The sequence below is a fragment of the Roseateles sp. DAIF2 genome, assembly GCF_015624425.1.
In the GTDB taxonomy this organism is placed as follows: Bacteria; Pseudomonadota; Gammaproteobacteria; order Burkholderiales; family Burkholderiaceae_C; genus Kinneretia.
In genome coordinates, this window is the sequence record NZ_CP049919.1 from 4,075,714 (window position 1) to 4,089,964 (window position 14,251).

The 14,251-nt window shown below is 69.9% G+C and carries 12 protein-coding genes; 1 reads left to right on the top strand and 11 read right to left on the bottom strand.

All coding sequences use genetic code 11. The annotated features are described in order from the left end of the window. Positions 1-11 precede the first annotated feature (11 nt). From G8A07_RS18915 to fdnG, 7 genes are all read right to left on the bottom strand, one after another. Complete coding sequence (locus tag G8A07_RS18915) at positions 12-1,127, bottom strand: transglutaminase family protein (protein WP_195793545.1); 1,116 nt, start codon at positions 1,125-1,127, stop codon at positions 12-14. Positions 1,128-1,149: 22 nt separating this feature from the next. Next, positions 1,150-1,653 carry a TlpA disulfide reductase family protein gene (locus G8A07_RS18920; RefSeq protein WP_195793546.1) on the bottom strand — a complete coding sequence of 168 codons (504 nt, stop codon included), beginning with the start codon at positions 1,651-1,653 and terminating at the stop codon, positions 1,150-1,152. After that, positions 1,650-3,095 carry an L-seryl-tRNA(Sec) selenium transferase gene (selA, locus tag G8A07_RS18925; protein WP_195793547.1) on the bottom strand — a complete coding sequence of 482 codons (1,446 nt, stop codon included), beginning with the start codon at positions 3,093-3,095 and terminating at the stop codon, positions 1,650-1,652. Before selA ends, G8A07_RS18920 begins: the two co-directional genes overlap by 4 nt. After that, on the bottom strand, positions 3,095-4,099 hold the full coding sequence (gene fdhE, locus G8A07_RS18930; RefSeq protein ID WP_195793548.1) for a formate dehydrogenase accessory protein FdhE: 1,005 nt from the start codon (positions 4,097-4,099) through the stop codon (positions 3,095-3,097). Before fdhE ends, selA begins: the two co-directional genes overlap by 1 nt. After that, the gene (locus G8A07_RS18935) at positions 4,096-4,734 is read right to left on the bottom strand and encodes a formate dehydrogenase subunit gamma (RefSeq protein ID WP_195793549.1); all 639 of its coding nucleotides are present in this window, start codon (positions 4,732-4,734) and stop codon (positions 4,096-4,098) included. Before G8A07_RS18935 ends, fdhE begins: the two co-directional genes overlap by 4 nt. A 7-nt stretch (positions 4,735-4,741) precedes the next feature. Further along, positions 4,742-5,620, bottom strand: a complete 879-nt coding sequence (fdxH, locus tag G8A07_RS18940; protein ID WP_195793550.1) for a formate dehydrogenase subunit beta — start codon at positions 5,618-5,620, stop codon at positions 4,742-4,744. Positions 5,621-5,744: 124 nt separating this feature from the next. Then, entirely contained in the window at positions 5,745-8,816 is a 3,072-nt protein-coding gene (gene fdnG / locus G8A07_RS18945; protein ID WP_195793551.1) for a formate dehydrogenase-N subunit alpha, read from the bottom strand. 224 nt (positions 8,817-9,040) lie between these two features. Here fdnG and G8A07_RS18950 point away from each other — a divergent pair, with 224 nt between their 5' ends. Beyond that, a complete protein-coding gene (locus G8A07_RS18950; RefSeq protein ID WP_195793552.1) occupies positions 9,041-11,050 on the top strand; it encodes a cache domain-containing protein in 2,010 nt (669 codons plus the stop codon). A gap of 1 nt (position 11,051) precedes the next feature. Here the strand turns inward: G8A07_RS18950 and apbC are convergent, their stop codons facing one another. The 4 genes from apbC to G8A07_RS18970 all read right to left on the bottom strand — a co-directional run bounded on the left by apbC (position 11,052) and on the right by G8A07_RS18970 (position 14,158). Next, complete coding sequence (gene apbC, locus G8A07_RS18955; RefSeq protein WP_195793553.1) at positions 11,052-12,149, bottom strand: iron-sulfur cluster carrier protein ApbC; 1,098 nt, start codon at positions 12,147-12,149, stop codon at positions 11,052-11,054. Between the two features lie 68 nt (positions 12,150-12,217). After that, on the bottom strand, positions 12,218-12,736 hold the full coding sequence (locus G8A07_RS18960; protein ID WP_195793554.1) for a DUF523 domain-containing protein: 519 nt from the start codon (positions 12,734-12,736) through the stop codon (positions 12,218-12,220). Continuing rightward, the gene (locus G8A07_RS18965; protein ID WP_195793555.1) at positions 12,733-13,803 is read right to left on the bottom strand and encodes a mechanosensitive ion channel family protein; all 1,071 of its coding nucleotides are present in this window, start codon (positions 13,801-13,803) and stop codon (positions 12,733-12,735) included. Before G8A07_RS18965 ends, G8A07_RS18960 begins: the two co-directional genes overlap by 4 nt. A gap of 10 nt (positions 13,804-13,813) precedes the next feature. Then, positions 13,814-14,158: a thioredoxin family protein gene (locus G8A07_RS18970; RefSeq protein WP_195793556.1), complete on the bottom strand. Its 345-nt coding sequence runs from the start codon at positions 14,156-14,158 to the stop codon at positions 13,814-13,816. Positions 14,159-14,251 lie beyond the last annotated feature (93 nt).

A 14,251-nucleotide genomic window follows, 5' to 3' on the forward strand; every position in this document is an offset into this window, starting at 1 on the left:
CCCCGGTGCGCTCAGATTTCCTTCGCGCTGATGCTGTACTTGAAGCTGTCCGGCGCCAGCTCGTCGAAGCGGCCGCTGCGGTTCTCGCCCTGCGGGTACATCAGGAAGGGCAGGCTGGCCTTGCCGGCGCTGCCGGGCAGCATCAGGTCATGCGCGGTGTTGTAGCCGACCCAGTTGCCCTCCCAGCCGCCGAACAGGCCCTCGTTGACCGGCGCCACCAGCGGATGCGCCGGGTCCTTGATCCATTCCGGCGTCTCCTGGCGCATCACCTTCAGCACATCGGCCGGGTCCATCGCGACCCAGCCATGGGCCTGCAGGAAGACCTCGGCGCGGCAATGCTGCGCGCCCTTCAGCCCGGCCGGATTGGCGCCCAGCTCGCGGTAGCCAAAGGCCGAGGGCACCAGACGCAGACCGTAGACATCGCGCGCCGGCACGCCCACCGAGCGGCACAGGCCGACGAAGATCGCATTCAGGTCCGCGCATTTGCCGCCCAGGTTGCCGGTCTCCAGCATCGTGCGCACATCGCCGGTGCCACAGCCGCGCACCTTGGGCTCGCGGTGCGCGTTGGCCACCACCCAGCGGTAGATCGCGCGGGTCTTCTCAAGATCGGTCCGGGCGCCACGCGTCGCCTCCAGCGCGGTCTTGCGCACGATGCCGTCGGTCGGGATCAGCTCGGTCGGTGCCAGGTTGGCGCGCAGCACCTCGGGGTCCTCGCCGACGCGGCCGGCCTTCCTGCTCCAGTCGACCGCGCGGCTCTGCGTCTGCAGCCGGCTGACCAGCTGCAGGCTCGGCGCCTTCACGCTCTCGGGGAACTCGGCGTAGAGCATGCGCACGCCGCGCGGCGCGTCGGCCACCACCTGCATCACGCTCGCATTGCCGCTGAAGCTGTGGCCCAGGCTGCGCTGGTAGCCGGTTTCCAGATCGGGCAGCGGCAGCCAGAGCTTGGTCGTGCCCTGGTGGTCGGCGACCGACACGTCCAGCGTCAGCTCGAAGCTGCGCCAGGTGCCGGGCCGCGGCTCGAAGCGGCGCGCCGCCGCGGCGGCGCCCTGGGCCTGGCCCAGCGACGGCAGGCCGGCGATGGCCGCGGCGGCGGAACCTTGGATCAGTTGGCGGCGGGTCAGGGTCATGATGGGGTTCTCCTCGGAAGATTCAGGGGGCCAGCAGCGGCTCGATCCACTGGCGGGCCTGCGGGCCGGTCCAGTCGAGCTCGCCGATCACCGAAAAGGCGGCGCGGCCGTCGCGGCCGATCAGCACGCTGGTCGGGAAGATGCGCACGCCGAAGGCGCGCGTCGTGGCGCCGTCGGCATCGCGCAGGATGGGCAGGCTGATCGGCATCTGCTGCATGAAGCGCCGGATCGCCGCGTCGGTCTCGCGGTGGTTGATCGCCAGCACCTGCAGGCCGCGCGCCTCGTACTTCTGCGCCAGCAGCTCCAGCGAGGGCATCTCGCTGCGGCAGGGCTCGCACCAGCTGGCCCAGAAGTTCAGCAGCAGCAGCTTGCCGCGCGCCTGCGCCGGCTCGAAGCCCGGGCCCTCGAAGCCCGGCAGGGCCAGCGGCGGGGTCGGCGCCTTGGCCGGCCAGGGGCGGCGCAGCACATCGGAAAACGCCGGCATGGCGGCAGCGGCCAGGGAAAACAGCAGGTGGCGGCGCTTCATCGCAGGATTTCGGACAAAGCCGGCAATTGTCGCAGCAGCTCCGCCTCGCGCCCGTCCAGGCAGCGGCAGTCGAGCCAGAGCCGGTCCTCGGCGATGCGGCCGATCACCGGCAGCGGCAGGCCGCGCAGCGCGGTGGCCAGGCGCTCCAGCGCGCTGCCGACGCCGCGAGCGCCGACGGGCGAGATCGTCAGCCCCGCCGACGGCAGGCGTTCGACGGGCAGCGAGCCCGAACCGATCTGGCCCAGCATCGGCGCCACCGCCACCGCGTAGCGCGGCGCCAGCGCACGGGCCAGCGCGGGCGCCAGGCGCTGCGCCTGCGCCTCGATCTCGGCCAGCGGCCGGGTCAGCAGGCGCAGGGTCGGTAAGTCCTGCGCCAGCCGCTCCGGCCGCAGGTACAGGCGCAGCGTGGCCTCCAGCGCGGCCAGCGGCAGCTTGCTCATGCGCAGCGCGCGCTTCATCGGGAACTTGCGGATGCGCTGGATCTGCTCGCGCCGGCCGACGATCAGCCCGGCCTGCGGGCCGCCCAGCAGCTTGTCGCCGCTGAAGGTGACGACATCGCAACCGGCCACCAGCATCTGCTGCGGCATCGGCTCCGGCGGCAGGCCCCATTGCGCCAGGTCCACCAGCGCGCCGCTTCCCAGGTCGGTGACCAGCGGCAGGCCCCGCGCATGGGCGATCGGCGCCAGGGTCGTCTCGTCGACCGCGGCGGTGAAGCCCTGCACCTGGTAGTTGCTGGTGTGCACCTTCATCAGCATCGCCGTGCGCTCGTTGATCGCGCCCTCGTAGTCGCGCGCATGGGTGCGGTTGGTCGTGCCCACCTCGACCAGGCTGGCGCCGGCGCTGGCCATCACATCGGGCATGCGGAAGGCGCCGCCGATCTCGACCAGCTCGCCGCGCGAGACGATCACCTCGCGGCCCCGGGCCAGCGCCGCGATCGACAGCAGCACCGCGGCCGCGTTGTTGTTGACCACGGTGGCGGCCTCGGCCCCGGTCAGCTCGCACAGCAGGCCCTCGACCAGGTCGTCACGGTCGCCGCGCCCGCCGGACTCGAGGTCGTACTCGAGGTTGTTGGGCCCGCTCATCAGCGCCAGCAGCCGCTCCAGCGCCGCATCGGCCAGCAGCGCGCGGCCCAGGTTGGTGTGGATCACGGTGCCGGTCAGGTTCAGCACCGCGCGCATGCGGCTTTGCAGACGCTCCGCCACGCGCCGCTCCAGCGCCGCCTCCAACGCGGCGGGCTGCAGCGCGTCCAGGCCCAGCTCCTGCGCCAGCACGAGCGCGCGCAGGCCGTCCAGCAGCGCGCGCGCCTCGCCGGCCACCAGGCTGTGGCCATGTTCCTGCAGCAGCGCGGCCGCCGCGGGCAGGCGCAGCAGCTTGTCGATCGAGGGCAGATCCTTTGGTACCGCCTTCGTGCCGTGAACCACGGACGCCTCGGGCGCGGCCATCAGCGGCCTCCGCCGGGATCGGGCGGCGCCGCGGCGTCCGGGTCGCCGAACAGCAGCAGCAGGTTGACGCCATGGCGCTGCAGGCCGGTCTCGGCCACCAGCAGGTCCAGGGTCAGCGAGGCCAGGTCGTCGGCCAGCGGCTCGACCTGATGGTCCTTTTCCATGTGCACGATCTTCAGGTAATGACCGCAAGTCTCGCAGCATTCGACCTGCACCGCCGCCTCATCCGCCTGGCCCTGGCCGTCCAGCGCCTGCAGGGCCTGGAAGCTGATGCCCTTGGTGCCCTGGCAATGCGCGCATTTGATGCGCACGTAATGCCATTGCGTCGCGCACAGGCTGCAGGCCAGGTAGCGAAAGCCCGAGCCCTCGGCGCCGATGCGGGTGATGCTGGCGCTGGGCCGGCTGCCGCAGCAGGGGCAGACCAGCGGATCGTCGATGCGGCCGAAGGGGGCCAGCGGGTCCGTGCCATGGCGCGCCTGCACGCCGGCGATCAGCCGCGCCCAGTGCAGCTGCAGGGCCGCGCCGATCAGCGGCGCCGTGCCCAGGTCCAAGCCCAGCATCACGCCCGACAGCAGGCGTTCGGCCTGCAGCTCCAGATGCTCGTCGAACACGGCGGCCAGGCGCAGCGCGGTGTCGCGCGCCGGGCCGGGCGGCACGCGCGCGGCCAGGCCCTGCAGCAGCGCGCGCAGGTCCCCGCGCCAGGCCGGGTCGCGCGGCCAGCGCTGCGCGTCCAGCAGCGGCCGGCCGGCATTGGCCGCGGCCTCGATCTGGGCCGGCGTGGGCAGCGCTGGTGTGGCCGGGACCTGCAGCAGCTCATGCTGGCCACGCGCCAGCTCGGCGCAGAACAGCAGGTAGTCGCGCATCGCATGGCCGGCGGCGAGCTGGCGCAGGCGCAGCTCGCGCTCGGCGAACAGGCCCGGCTCGGGCAGGCGCAGCAGGGTCACCTGCTCACCGGCCCGTACCGCGATCTCCTCGGGGGACAGCAGCCGGGTGCCGACGCTCATCGGCCCTCCGTCGGGCGCTTGGCCACGCCCATCTCGTCGGCCCACAAGGGGTGGTGCTGACGCGCCCAGGCCTCGCTGACCTCGCCGCGGGTCATCGCGGGGATCGAGCCCTTGACCCAGATGGCCGCATAGATGTGGACGATGGCGCCCAGGATCAGGCAGACGGCCGCGATCGCATGCACCAGCACCGCGATGCGCCGCGCCAGGATCGGGAAGGCGTCGGCGAACCAGGGTTGCCAGAACATCACGCCGGTCACCAGCAGCAGCAGCAGGCAGATCGTCATCAGCCAGAACACGCCCTTCTGGCCGGCGTTGTATTTGCCGACCGGCGGCATCGCATGCTCGTCGCCTCTCAGGAGGCTCGGGCTGCGGCGCGCCCATTCGGTGTCGGAGCGGCTCCACAGATTGCTGCGCCAGAAGCGCAGGAACATGCCGAGGAAGCCCAGGCACATCGCCACACCCAGGAAGGGATGGAGGATGCGGGTCCAGGGGCCGCCGCCGAACAGCGCGGTCAGGAAGTAGAAGGCCGGATGGAAGAAGGCCAGGCCGGACAGGCCGGCCAGGATGAAGCACAGCGCGACGATCCAGTGGTTGATGCGATCGCCGTCCTTGTAGCGTTGCAGCATTCTCATCATGGGCTCCTCAGCTCTCGTCCTTGCTGCCACCCTCGGTGCGGATCGGGCCGACCTTGATGTAGTGGAAGAAGCCCGCCACCACCGCGCCGATCATCGCCGCCACCGCCAGCGGCTTGGCCACGCCCTTCCACAGCGCCACCAGCGGGCTGATGCGCGGATCGGCCGGCAGGCCATGGTAGAGCTCGGGCTTGTCGGCATGCTGCAGCACATAGACCACATGGGTGCCGCCGACGCCCGGCGGGTCGTAGACCCCGGCGTTCTGGTAGCCGCGCTCCTTCAGGTCGACCACGCGCTCGGCGCCGAAGTCCAGCATGTCCTCCTTGGAGCCGAAGCGGATCGCGCCGGTCGGACAGACCTTGACGCAGGCCGGCTCCAGGCCGACGCCAACGCGATCAGAACAGAGCGAACATTTGTAGGCCTTGTTGTCGAGCTGGGACAGGCGCGGCACGTCGAAGGGACAGCCGGTCACGCAGTTGCCGCAGCCGACGCAATGCTCGCTGATGAAGTCGACGATGCCGTTGCTGTACTTGACGATCGCACCCGGCGCCGGACAGGCCTTCAGGCAGCCGGGGTCCTCGCAGTGCATGCAGCCGTCCTTGCGGATCAGCCATTCCAGCCGGTTCGGCTCCGGCTCGATCTCCGAGTAGCGCATCACGGTCCAGGACTGGGGACTGAGATCGCGCGGGTTGTCGTAGGTGCCGACGTTGCTGCCGACCTCGTCGCGCAGATCGTTCCACTGCATGCACGCCACCTGGCAGGCCTTGCAGCCGATGCAGGAGCTGACATCGATCAGTTTCGCGACCTCGACGCTGGAGCGGCGCGCCTGGGGACTCGGCGTGGTGGTGGCCGAGCGCTTGGCAATGTCCAGGGATTGAAGGGAACTCATTCGGTGCCTCCTCGACGGATGTGCCCGCATTTCCAAGCGGCGGCCGTGGCTCCGGCTGTGCCGGGCCACTGGCTGCGCCCCCTGGTAGGGGGCCGGCGAAGCCGGTAGGGGGTGGCCTGATTCATCAGGCCCTCTCGATATTCACGGTGAAGCTCTTGAACTCGGGCGTCTGGGTGTTCGCATCGCCCACGAAGGGGGTCAGCGTGTTGACCAGATAGCCGGGTTTGGCCACACCGACAAAGCCCCAGTGATTGGGCAGCCCCACCGTGTGCACTTTCTTGCCGTCCACCTCCAGCACCGGGATGCGCTTGCTCACCACCGCCACGGCCTTGATGAAGCCGCGCTTGGAGCTGACCTTGACCCAGCCGCCGTTGGCGATGCCCTTCTCCTTGGCCAGCTCCTCGCCGATCTCGACGAACTGCTGCGGCTGGATGATGGCCGAGGTCTCGACGTTCTTGGTCCAGTAGTGGAAATGCTCGGTCAGCCGGTAGCTGGTCGCCACATAGGGGAAGTCCTTGGGCGTGCCGAAGGTCTCCAGATCGCTCTTGAACACACGGGCCACCGGATTGGAGCGGGCCTTGGCGTTGTTCGGATGCATCGGGTTGGCGGCCAGCGGCGACTCCAGCGGCTCGTAATGCTCGGGCAGCGGCCCGTCCACCAGGCCGCTGGGCGCGAACAGGCGCGCCACGCCCTCGGCGGTCATGATGAAGGGACGCACCGCCTCCTCGTCGCCGGGGTTGGCGTCGGGGCGGATGTCCGGCACGTCGGAGCCGGCCCAGCGCTCGCCGTTCCAGGCCACCAGGCGGCGCTTGGCGTTCCAGGGCTTGCCGCCGGGGTCGGAGGAAGCGGCGTTGTAGAGGATGCGCCGGTTCGCCGGCCAGGCCCAGGCCCAGTTCAGCGTCTGGCCGATGCCGAAGGGATCGCTGTTGTCGCGCCGCGCCATCTGGTTGCCGCCCTGGGTCCAGCTGCCGGCGTAGATCCAGCAGCCGCAGGCGGTGGAGCCGTCGTCGCGCAGCAGGCCGAAGCCGGCGAGCTGCTCGCCGGCCTTGGCCAGCACCTTGGTGGCGTCCTTCGGGTCGGTCACGTCGGCCAGGGCCTTGCCGTTCGACTCCATCGCCAGCTCCTCGGGCGAGGGGCTCAGCGGGATCCTGTAGGGCCAGCTTAGGTTGACGATCGGATCAGGGAAGGCGCCGCCCTCCTTCTGGTACAGCGCCCTCATGCGCAGGAAGATCTCCGCGATGATCTCCGCGTCGCCCTTGGCCTCGCCGGGCGGCTCGGCGCCCTTCCAGTGCCATTGCAACCAGCGGCCGGAGTTGGTCAGCGAGCCGTCCTCCTCGGCGAAGCAGGTGCTGGGCAGGCGGAACACCGTGGTCTGGATCGCCTCGCTGTTGACGTCGTTGTGCTCGCCGAAGTTGCGCCAGAACTCGGCCGTCTCGGTGTTGAGCGGGTCGATGATGGCGAGGAATTTCAGCTTGGACAGGCCGTCGATCACCTTCTTCTTGTTCGGGAAGGAGCCGACCGGGTTGAAGCCCTGGCAGATGTAGCCGTTCATCTTGCCCTGGTTCATCAGCTCGAAGGCCTGCAGCACGTCGTAGCCCTTGTCCCATTTCGGCAGGTAGTGGTAGGCCCAGTCGTTCTCCTTGGTCGCGGCCTTGCCCCACCAGGACTTCTGGAAGCTGACGAAGAACTTGGGGTAGTTCTGCCAGAAGCTCATCTGCCCCGGCCGCAGCGGCTTCAGGGCACGGGTCTTGTAGTAGGTCTCCAGGTCCTGCTCGGCATCGCGCGGCAGGCTCATATAGCCGGTCAGCGAGGTCGAGAGCAGGCCCAGATCGGTCAGGCCCTGGATGTTGCTGTGGCCGCGCAGCGCGTTCATGCCGCCACCGGGCTGGCCGATATTGCCCAGCAGCAGCTGCACGATCGCGCCGGTGCGTATCATCTGCGAGCCCTGGCTGTGCTGCGTCCAACCCAGCGCATACATGATGGTCATCACCTTGCCGGGCACCGCGGTGCCTGCGATCATCTCGCAGCACTTGAGGAACTGGTCCTTGGGCGTGCCGGTGATCTTGCTGACCATCTCCGGCGTGTAGCGCGCGTAATGCCGCTTCATCACCTGCAGCACGCAGCGCTCATGCTGCAGGGTGTCGTCGACCTTGGCGAAGCCCTTGTCGTCGAGCTCATAGGCCCAGCTGGCGTTGTTGTAGGCGCGCTTGCTCTCGTCGTAGCCGGAGAACAGGCCGTCCTCGAACCTGTAGCCCTCGTTGATCAGGAAGCCGGCGTTGGTGTAGTGCTTGACGTACTCCTGCTGGATCTTGTTGTTCGACAAGAGATAGTGGATCACCCCGGCCAGGAAGGCGATGTCCGAGCCGGCGCGGATCGGCGCGTAGTAGTCGCTCATCGCGGCCGAGCGCGTGAAGCGCGGGTCCACGACCAGCAGTCGGGCCTTGTTCTTGTGCTTGGCCTCGATCACCCACTTGAAGCCGCAGGGATGCGCCTCGGCGGCATTGCCGCCCATGATCAGCACGAGGTCGGCGTTCTTGATGTCCACCCAGTGGTTGGTCATCGCGCCGCGTCCGAACGTCGGGGCCAGACTGGCCACCGTCGGTCCGTGTCAAACGCGTGCCTGGTTGTCGAAGACCAGCATCCCCATCGAGCGCATCGCCTTGTGGGTGATGTAGCCCGATTCATTCGAGGATGCCGACGCACAGAGCATGCCGGTCGAGAGCCAGCGGTTGACCGTCTTACCGTCGGCGTTGCTGGCGATGAAGTTGGCGTCGCGGTCCGCCTTCATCAGCTTGACCAGGCGGTCCATCGCCTCGTCCCAGCTGACGCGCTTCCATTCCTTGGCGCCGGGCTCGCGGATCTCCGGCCACTTCAGGCGGTTCGGGCTCTTGACGAAATCGAGCAGGCCGGCGCCCTTCGGACACAAGGTGCCGCGATTGACCGGGTGGTCCGGGTCGCCCTCGATATGGATGATTTCGCTGGTGACGTTCTTGGCCTTGTCGCCCAGCGAGTACATGATGATGCCGCAGCCCACCGAGCAATAAGGGCAGGTGTTGCGGGTCTCGGTCGCCCGGGAGAGCTTGAAGTTGCGCGCCTCGGCCAGGGCCGCCATCGGCGAGAACCCCAGCACCGCCAGACTCGATCCGACGAGTCCCGCGCCGCTCACCCGGAAGAACTGCCTCCGGTCCATGTCCATACGATGTGCCTCCTGCGGGCCCAACCCCGCTTGCAGTGCTGATGCCATCGGCCGTCACGCGACACTCGGGTCAATTCCCGCACAAATGCCGGGGTTTGTCCATCCAGGGCCAGCCCTCAGAAAAAAGGCCCGATCCGCGACAACTTGTCGCAGGGGTCATGTCTTGCGGGATGCTGCATCGCAACATCCAAAACCGGGGAGGCAGGCAGGCTACAGTGGCCACGATGAAGACCCGCCTCTCGCGCCCGCTGAGCCTGCGCAGCAAGCTGCTGCTGCTGGCCCTGCTGCCGCTGTGGGCGGTGCTGCCGCTGCTGGGCCTGATCCTGGTGTACTGGGGCGATGCGGCCTTCGACCGCCTCTTGATCACCAAGGTGCGCAGCGATCTGGCGGTCGCCAACGGCTATTTCGAGCGGGTGCAAGCCGAGATCGGCGGCGGCACCCGCGCCGCGGCCGGCGCGCACCGGCTGGTGCATCTGCTGCAGCAGCAACCCGCGCGCCCGGAGCAGGCGGGCGAGCTGAGCCGCTTCCTGTCCAGGGCGCGGCTCGAGCATGGGCTGGAGTTCATCAACCTGCTGACGCCGGACGGCCGGCTGCGCGCCAACGAGCTGGGCCCGGTGCCGGACGAGGGCGCCGCACTGCCGCTGCTGGTGGCCGACATCAGCGGCGCGCTGGCCTCGATCGCGGTGCTGGAGCCGGCGGCGCTGCTGCGCATCGCGCCGGCGCTGCGCGACCGGCTCTCGATCCCGCTGCTGCCGACGCAGAACGCCGCGCCGACCGCGCGCGAACGCGAGGAGCGCGCGATGGTGATGATCGCCCGCGCGCCGATCCACGATGCCGAGGGCCGGCTGCTCGGCCATCTGCAGGGCGGCGTGCTGCTGAACCGCAACCTGCCCTTCATCGACCACCTCAACGAGATCGTCTACCCCGACGGCGCCCTGCCCGCCGGCAGCCAGGGCACGGCCACGCTGTTCCTCGACGATGTGCGCATCTCCACCAATGTGCGCCTCTTTGAGAGCTCGCGCGGCGACCGCGCGATCGGCACCCGCGTCTCGCGTCAGGTGCGCGACGAGGTGCTGGGCCGCGGCGGCACCTGGCTGGCCAGCGCCTTCGTCGTCAACGACTGGTATGTCTCGGCCTACCAGCCGCTCAGCAACAAGAGCGGCGAGCGGGTCGGCATGCTCTATGTCGGCTTCCTGGAGCGCCCATTCCAATGGGCCAAGTACAGCGTGCTGGCCGGCGTCGGCTTCGTGTTCCTGGCGGTGATGCTGCTGGCGGCCTGGGTCTCGCTGCGCTGGGCCGGCAGCATCTTCCGCCCGGTCGAGCGCATGGCGCGCACGATGGCCCGGGTCGAGGCCGGCGACAGCGCGGCCCGCGTCGGCGCGCTGCCGGCGCCCGACGAGCTGGGCGTGCTGGCCGGCCATCTGGACCATCTGCTGGACACGGTGGACGACAAGACCCGCGCGCTGCAGCGCTGGGGCGAGGAGCTGGACCGCAAGGTGGCCGAGCGTACCGCCGACCTGGAGGCCGCCCAGGCTCAGCTGGTGCAGAGCGAGAAGATGGCCACGGTGGGCCAGCTGACCGCCAGCATCGCGCATGAGATCAACAATCCGATCGCGGTGATCCAGGGCAATCTGGACCTGAGCCGCGAGCTGCTGGGCCCGGCCATCGAGCCGGCGCGCGCCGAGCTCAGGCTGATCGACCAGCAGATCGAGCGCATGCGCCTGATCGTCACCCAGCTGCTGCAGTACGCGCGGCCGACCGAATACGCCGGCTATGTCGAGTCGGTCGAGCCGGCCGATGCCCTGGCCAGCAGCCTGCTGCTGGTCGAGCACCAGCTGGCGCGCGCGCGCGTGCTGGTGCAGCGCGACTTCCGTGCGACGCGTCGGGTCGGCATCAACCGCCAGGAGCTCCAGCAGGTGCTGATCAACCTGCTGGTCAATGCCGCCCAGGCGATGCCGGATGGCGGCCGCCTGAGCCTGAGCTGCGAGGATTGGGACGGCCCCGCCGGCGAGGGCGTGCGCATCGCGGTAGCCGACACCGGCCCGGGCCTGAGCCCCGAGCTGCTGGCGCGGCTGTTCCAGCCCTTCGTCACCAACAAGAGCGAGGGCACCGGCCTGGGCCTGTGGATCAGCCGCAGCATCGTCGAGCGCTATGGCGGCGAGCTGCGCGCCGACAGCTCGCCCAGCGGGGCCTGCTTCAGCCTGCTGCTGCTGAGCGAGCCCGCACTCGTCTAGCTCAGGTGTTCTTCGAGATCGAGATGGTGGGGAACTTGGCCGAGTAGTCCTTGGCCTGCTTGGCGATCTTCACCGCCACCCGGCGCGCCAGCGCCTTGTACAGGCCGGCGATCTCGCTGTCCGGCGCGGCCACCACGGTCGGCGCGCCGGCATCGGCCTGCTCGCGGATGGCGAGCGCCAGCGGCAGGCCGCCGAGGTAGTCGATGCCGTACTGCTCGGCCATCTTCTTGCCGCCGTCCGCGCCGAAGATATGCTCGGCATGGCCGCAGTTCGAGCAGACATGCACGGCCATGTTCTCGACCACGCCGAGGATGGGCACGCCCACCTTCTCGAACATCTTCAGGCCCTTCTTGGCGTCGATCAGCGCGATGTCCTGCGGCGTCGTCACGATCACCGCGCCGGTCACCGGCACGCGCTGGGAGAGGGTCAGCTGGATGTCGCCGGTACCGGGCGGCATGTCGATCACCAGATAGTCCAGTTCCTGCCAGCGGGTCTGGCGCAGCAGCTGCTCCAGCGCATTGGTGGCCATCGGGCCGCGCCAGATCATCGCCTGGTCGTCGGCGACCAGGAAGCCGATCGAGTTGACCTGCACGCCATGGGCCAGCTTGGGCTCCATCAGCTTGCCGTCCAGGCTCTCGGGCGAACCGGAGACGCCCATCATCGTCGGCACGCTGGGGCCGTAGATGTCGGCATCCAGCAGGCCCACGGTCGCGCCCTCGGCGGCCAGCGCCAGGGCCAGATTGGCCGCGGTCGTGCTCTTGCCAACGCCGCCCTTGCCCGAGGCCACCGCGACGATGTTCTTGACGCCCGGCAGCAGCTGCACGCCGCGCTGCACCGCATGCGCGATGATCTTGGTCGACAGGCCGACGCTGACATTGGCCACGCCGGCGACGCCGCGCGCCGCGGCCACCAGCTGCGCGCGCAGCGCGTCATGCTGGCTGGCGGCCGGATAGGCCAGCTCCACGTCGAAGGCAAGCTCGCCGCCGCTGCCGATGCGCAGGTTCTTCAACTGCTTCGTCGTGACGAAGTCCTGGCCGGTATGGGGATCGACGACGGCCTGCAGGGCCTGCAGCAGCGCGGTTTCCGAGACTTGCGACATGGATATGAATCTTTCGGGGGAAGGCGGCGCAGTCTAGCCCAGGAGCCGCGGCCCGCGCCTGACTGGGGTCAGCCGGCGGCCTCGAACCGGGCCAGCGCGGCGGCGGCCTGCTCCAGCTGATGTTCGCTGAAAACCAGCAGACCGGCCGCGCGCAGCAGCGCGGCGCTGACGCCCTCGCCCGCCACGCGCGCGCCGGCGAAACGGCCGTCGTAGATGCGTTCGCTGCCGCAGGAGGGGCTGTCCTCCTTCAGCACCGCGACGCGGATGCCGCGCTCGCGCGCCAGCGCCAGGGCCAGCTCGGCGCCGCCGACGAAGGCCGCGCTGACATCGGCGCCGCTGGCATCGATCACCCGGGCCGCGCGGCGCAGCACCGCGGCCCCGCCCTGCCCCGGCTCGATCTCGGCCGGCGGGCGCGGCGTCGGCAGGCCGCCGGCCACCTCGGGGCAGATCGGTACCAGCCGGCCCTCGCCGCGCCATTGCGCCAGCAGCGCATGCCCGCAGGCCGCGCCGCGGCCGTGGTAGCGCACCGGGCTGCCCAGCAGGCAGGCGCTGATCAGCAGCGGTTCCTGGCGCGGCGTGGCGCTCATGGCGCGGGGGCCTCCGGCATGCCGGCCAGCGGCCCGCCCAGCTCGGCGCGCAGGCGCGGCAGCGAGGCCGGATGCTCGCGCTGGATGAAGTCGATCAGGCGCTCGCGCAGCAGGCAGCGCAGCTCGAAGGCCTTGCCCGAGTCGGCCGCGCTGATCAGGATGCGCAGCTGCTTGGCGCGGTCGCTGGCATCGGTGACCTGCACCACGCAGACGCGGCCGTCCCAGTCCGGAGACCCCTCGCACAGGCGCTTCGCCTCGGCGCGAATCGGCTCCACCGGCAGGCCGTAGTCGACCCAGAGCAGCACGGTGCCGAGGATCTCCGAGCTGCGCCGCGTCCAGTTCTGGAAGGGATGCTCGATGAACCATTGCAGCGGGATGATCAGGCGGCGCTCGTCCCAGATCTTCAGCACCACATAGGTCGCGGTGATCTCCTCGACCCGGCCCCATTCGCCCTCGATGATCAGCACATCGTCGATGCGCAGCGGCTGGGCCAGCGCGATCTGCAGGCCGGCCAGCAGATTGCTGAACACCGAGCGCGCCGCGATGCCGGCCACCAGGCCGACCACGCCGGCCGAGGCCAGCAGGCTCGCGCCCAGCTGGCGCGCGCGCGGGAAGGTCATCAGGATGAAGGCCAGGCCGGCGATCAGCACCACGGTGGAGGCGGTGCGCGCCAGCACGCGGGTCTGGGTGTGGATGCGGCGCGCCTGCAGGTTGTCGGCCACATCGGCCGGGTGCAGGGACAGCATGCCCTTGGCCGCGCCCTTGACCGCGCGCATCGCGGTCCAGGTCAGGGCCACGATCAGCAGCACGCCGGTCAGGTGCTGCACCGATTCGATGCCGGGCATCTCCTCGGGCACGCCCTGCCAGGCGAGGGTCAGGGCCAGCAGCGGCAGCGCATAGCGGGTCGGGCGCTCGCAATGCTGGACGATCGCGCTCAGCACCGGCGAGAAGCTGCTCAGCCGGCGCAGCACCGGGCGCAGCACGCGGTGCGCGATCAGCGCGCCGACGATCACCACGGCGGCCATGCCGGCCAGCCGCAGCCACAGATGCAGGGTCAGGTTTTCCATCGATGCAAGCTCAGGCGGCCGGCAGCTCGCGCAGCGCCGCTTCCACCGCCTGCACATCGCCGGGCCGCACCAGGCGCGCCAGCTCGCGGCCCTGATGCAGGAACACCAGGGTGGGCCAGAGCTTGACGCCGAAGGATCGGCCCAGCGGCCGGCCGCGGCCGTCCTCGATCTTCAGGTGTCTCACGCCCGGCCGCGCCGCCAGCGCCTTCGCGATCAGCGGCTGGGCGGCCTGGCAGAAGCCGCACCAGTCGGTGCCGAACTCCAGCAGCAGCGGCTGCAGCAGCGCATCGATGGCCTCGCGGCTCGGCGCCTCGACGGCATAGGGGATCACGGGAAGATGAACGGCGGCGGACATCGGGGCACTCCTTTCAGGACCGCAACCATAGAGCAATTCGGCGGCGGCTCGGTTTCATCGCGAAACCAAAAGCGAAAAGACCAAAGCAAAAAG

Bases quoted from the DNA above. Each gene is read 5' to 3' on its own strand.
- G8A07_RS18915 (WP_195793545.1), bottom strand. From the start codon at position 1,127: ATGACCCTGACCCGCCGCCAACTGATCCAAGGTTCCGCCGCCGCGGCC.
- G8A07_RS18920 (WP_195793546.1), bottom strand. From the start codon at position 1,653: ATGAAGCGCCGCCACCTGCTGTTTTCCCTGGCCGCTGCCGCCATGCCG.
- selA (WP_195793547.1), bottom strand. From the start codon at position 3,095: ATGGCCGCGCCCGAGGCGTCCGTGGTTCACGGCACGAAGGCGGTACCA.
- fdhE (WP_195793548.1), bottom strand. From the start codon at position 4,099: ATGAGCGTCGGCACCCGGCTGCTGTCCCCCGAGGAGATCGCGGTACGG.
- G8A07_RS18935 (WP_195793549.1), bottom strand. From the start codon at position 4,734: ATGATGAGAATGCTGCAACGCTACAAGGACGGCGATCGCATCAACCAC.
- fdxH (WP_195793550.1), bottom strand. From the start codon at position 5,620: ATGAGTTCCCTTCAATCCCTGGACATTGCCAAGCGCTCGGCCACCACC.
- G8A07_RS18950 (WP_195793552.1), top strand. From the start codon at position 9,041: ATGAAGACCCGCCTCTCGCGCCCGCTGAGCCTGCGCAGCAAGCTGCTG.
- apbC (WP_195793553.1), bottom strand. From the start codon at position 12,149: ATGTCGCAAGTCTCGGAAACCGCGCTGCTGCAGGCCCTGCAGGCCGTC.
- G8A07_RS18960 (WP_195793554.1), bottom strand. From the start codon at position 12,736: ATGAGCGCCACGCCGCGCCAGGAACCGCTGCTGATCAGCGCCTGCCTG.
- G8A07_RS18965 (WP_195793555.1), bottom strand. From the start codon at position 13,803: ATGGAAAACCTGACCCTGCATCTGTGGCTGCGGCTGGCCGGCATGGCC.
- G8A07_RS18970 (WP_195793556.1), bottom strand. From the start codon at position 14,158: ATGTCCGCCGCCGTTCATCTTCCCGTGATCCCCTATGCCGTCGAGGCG.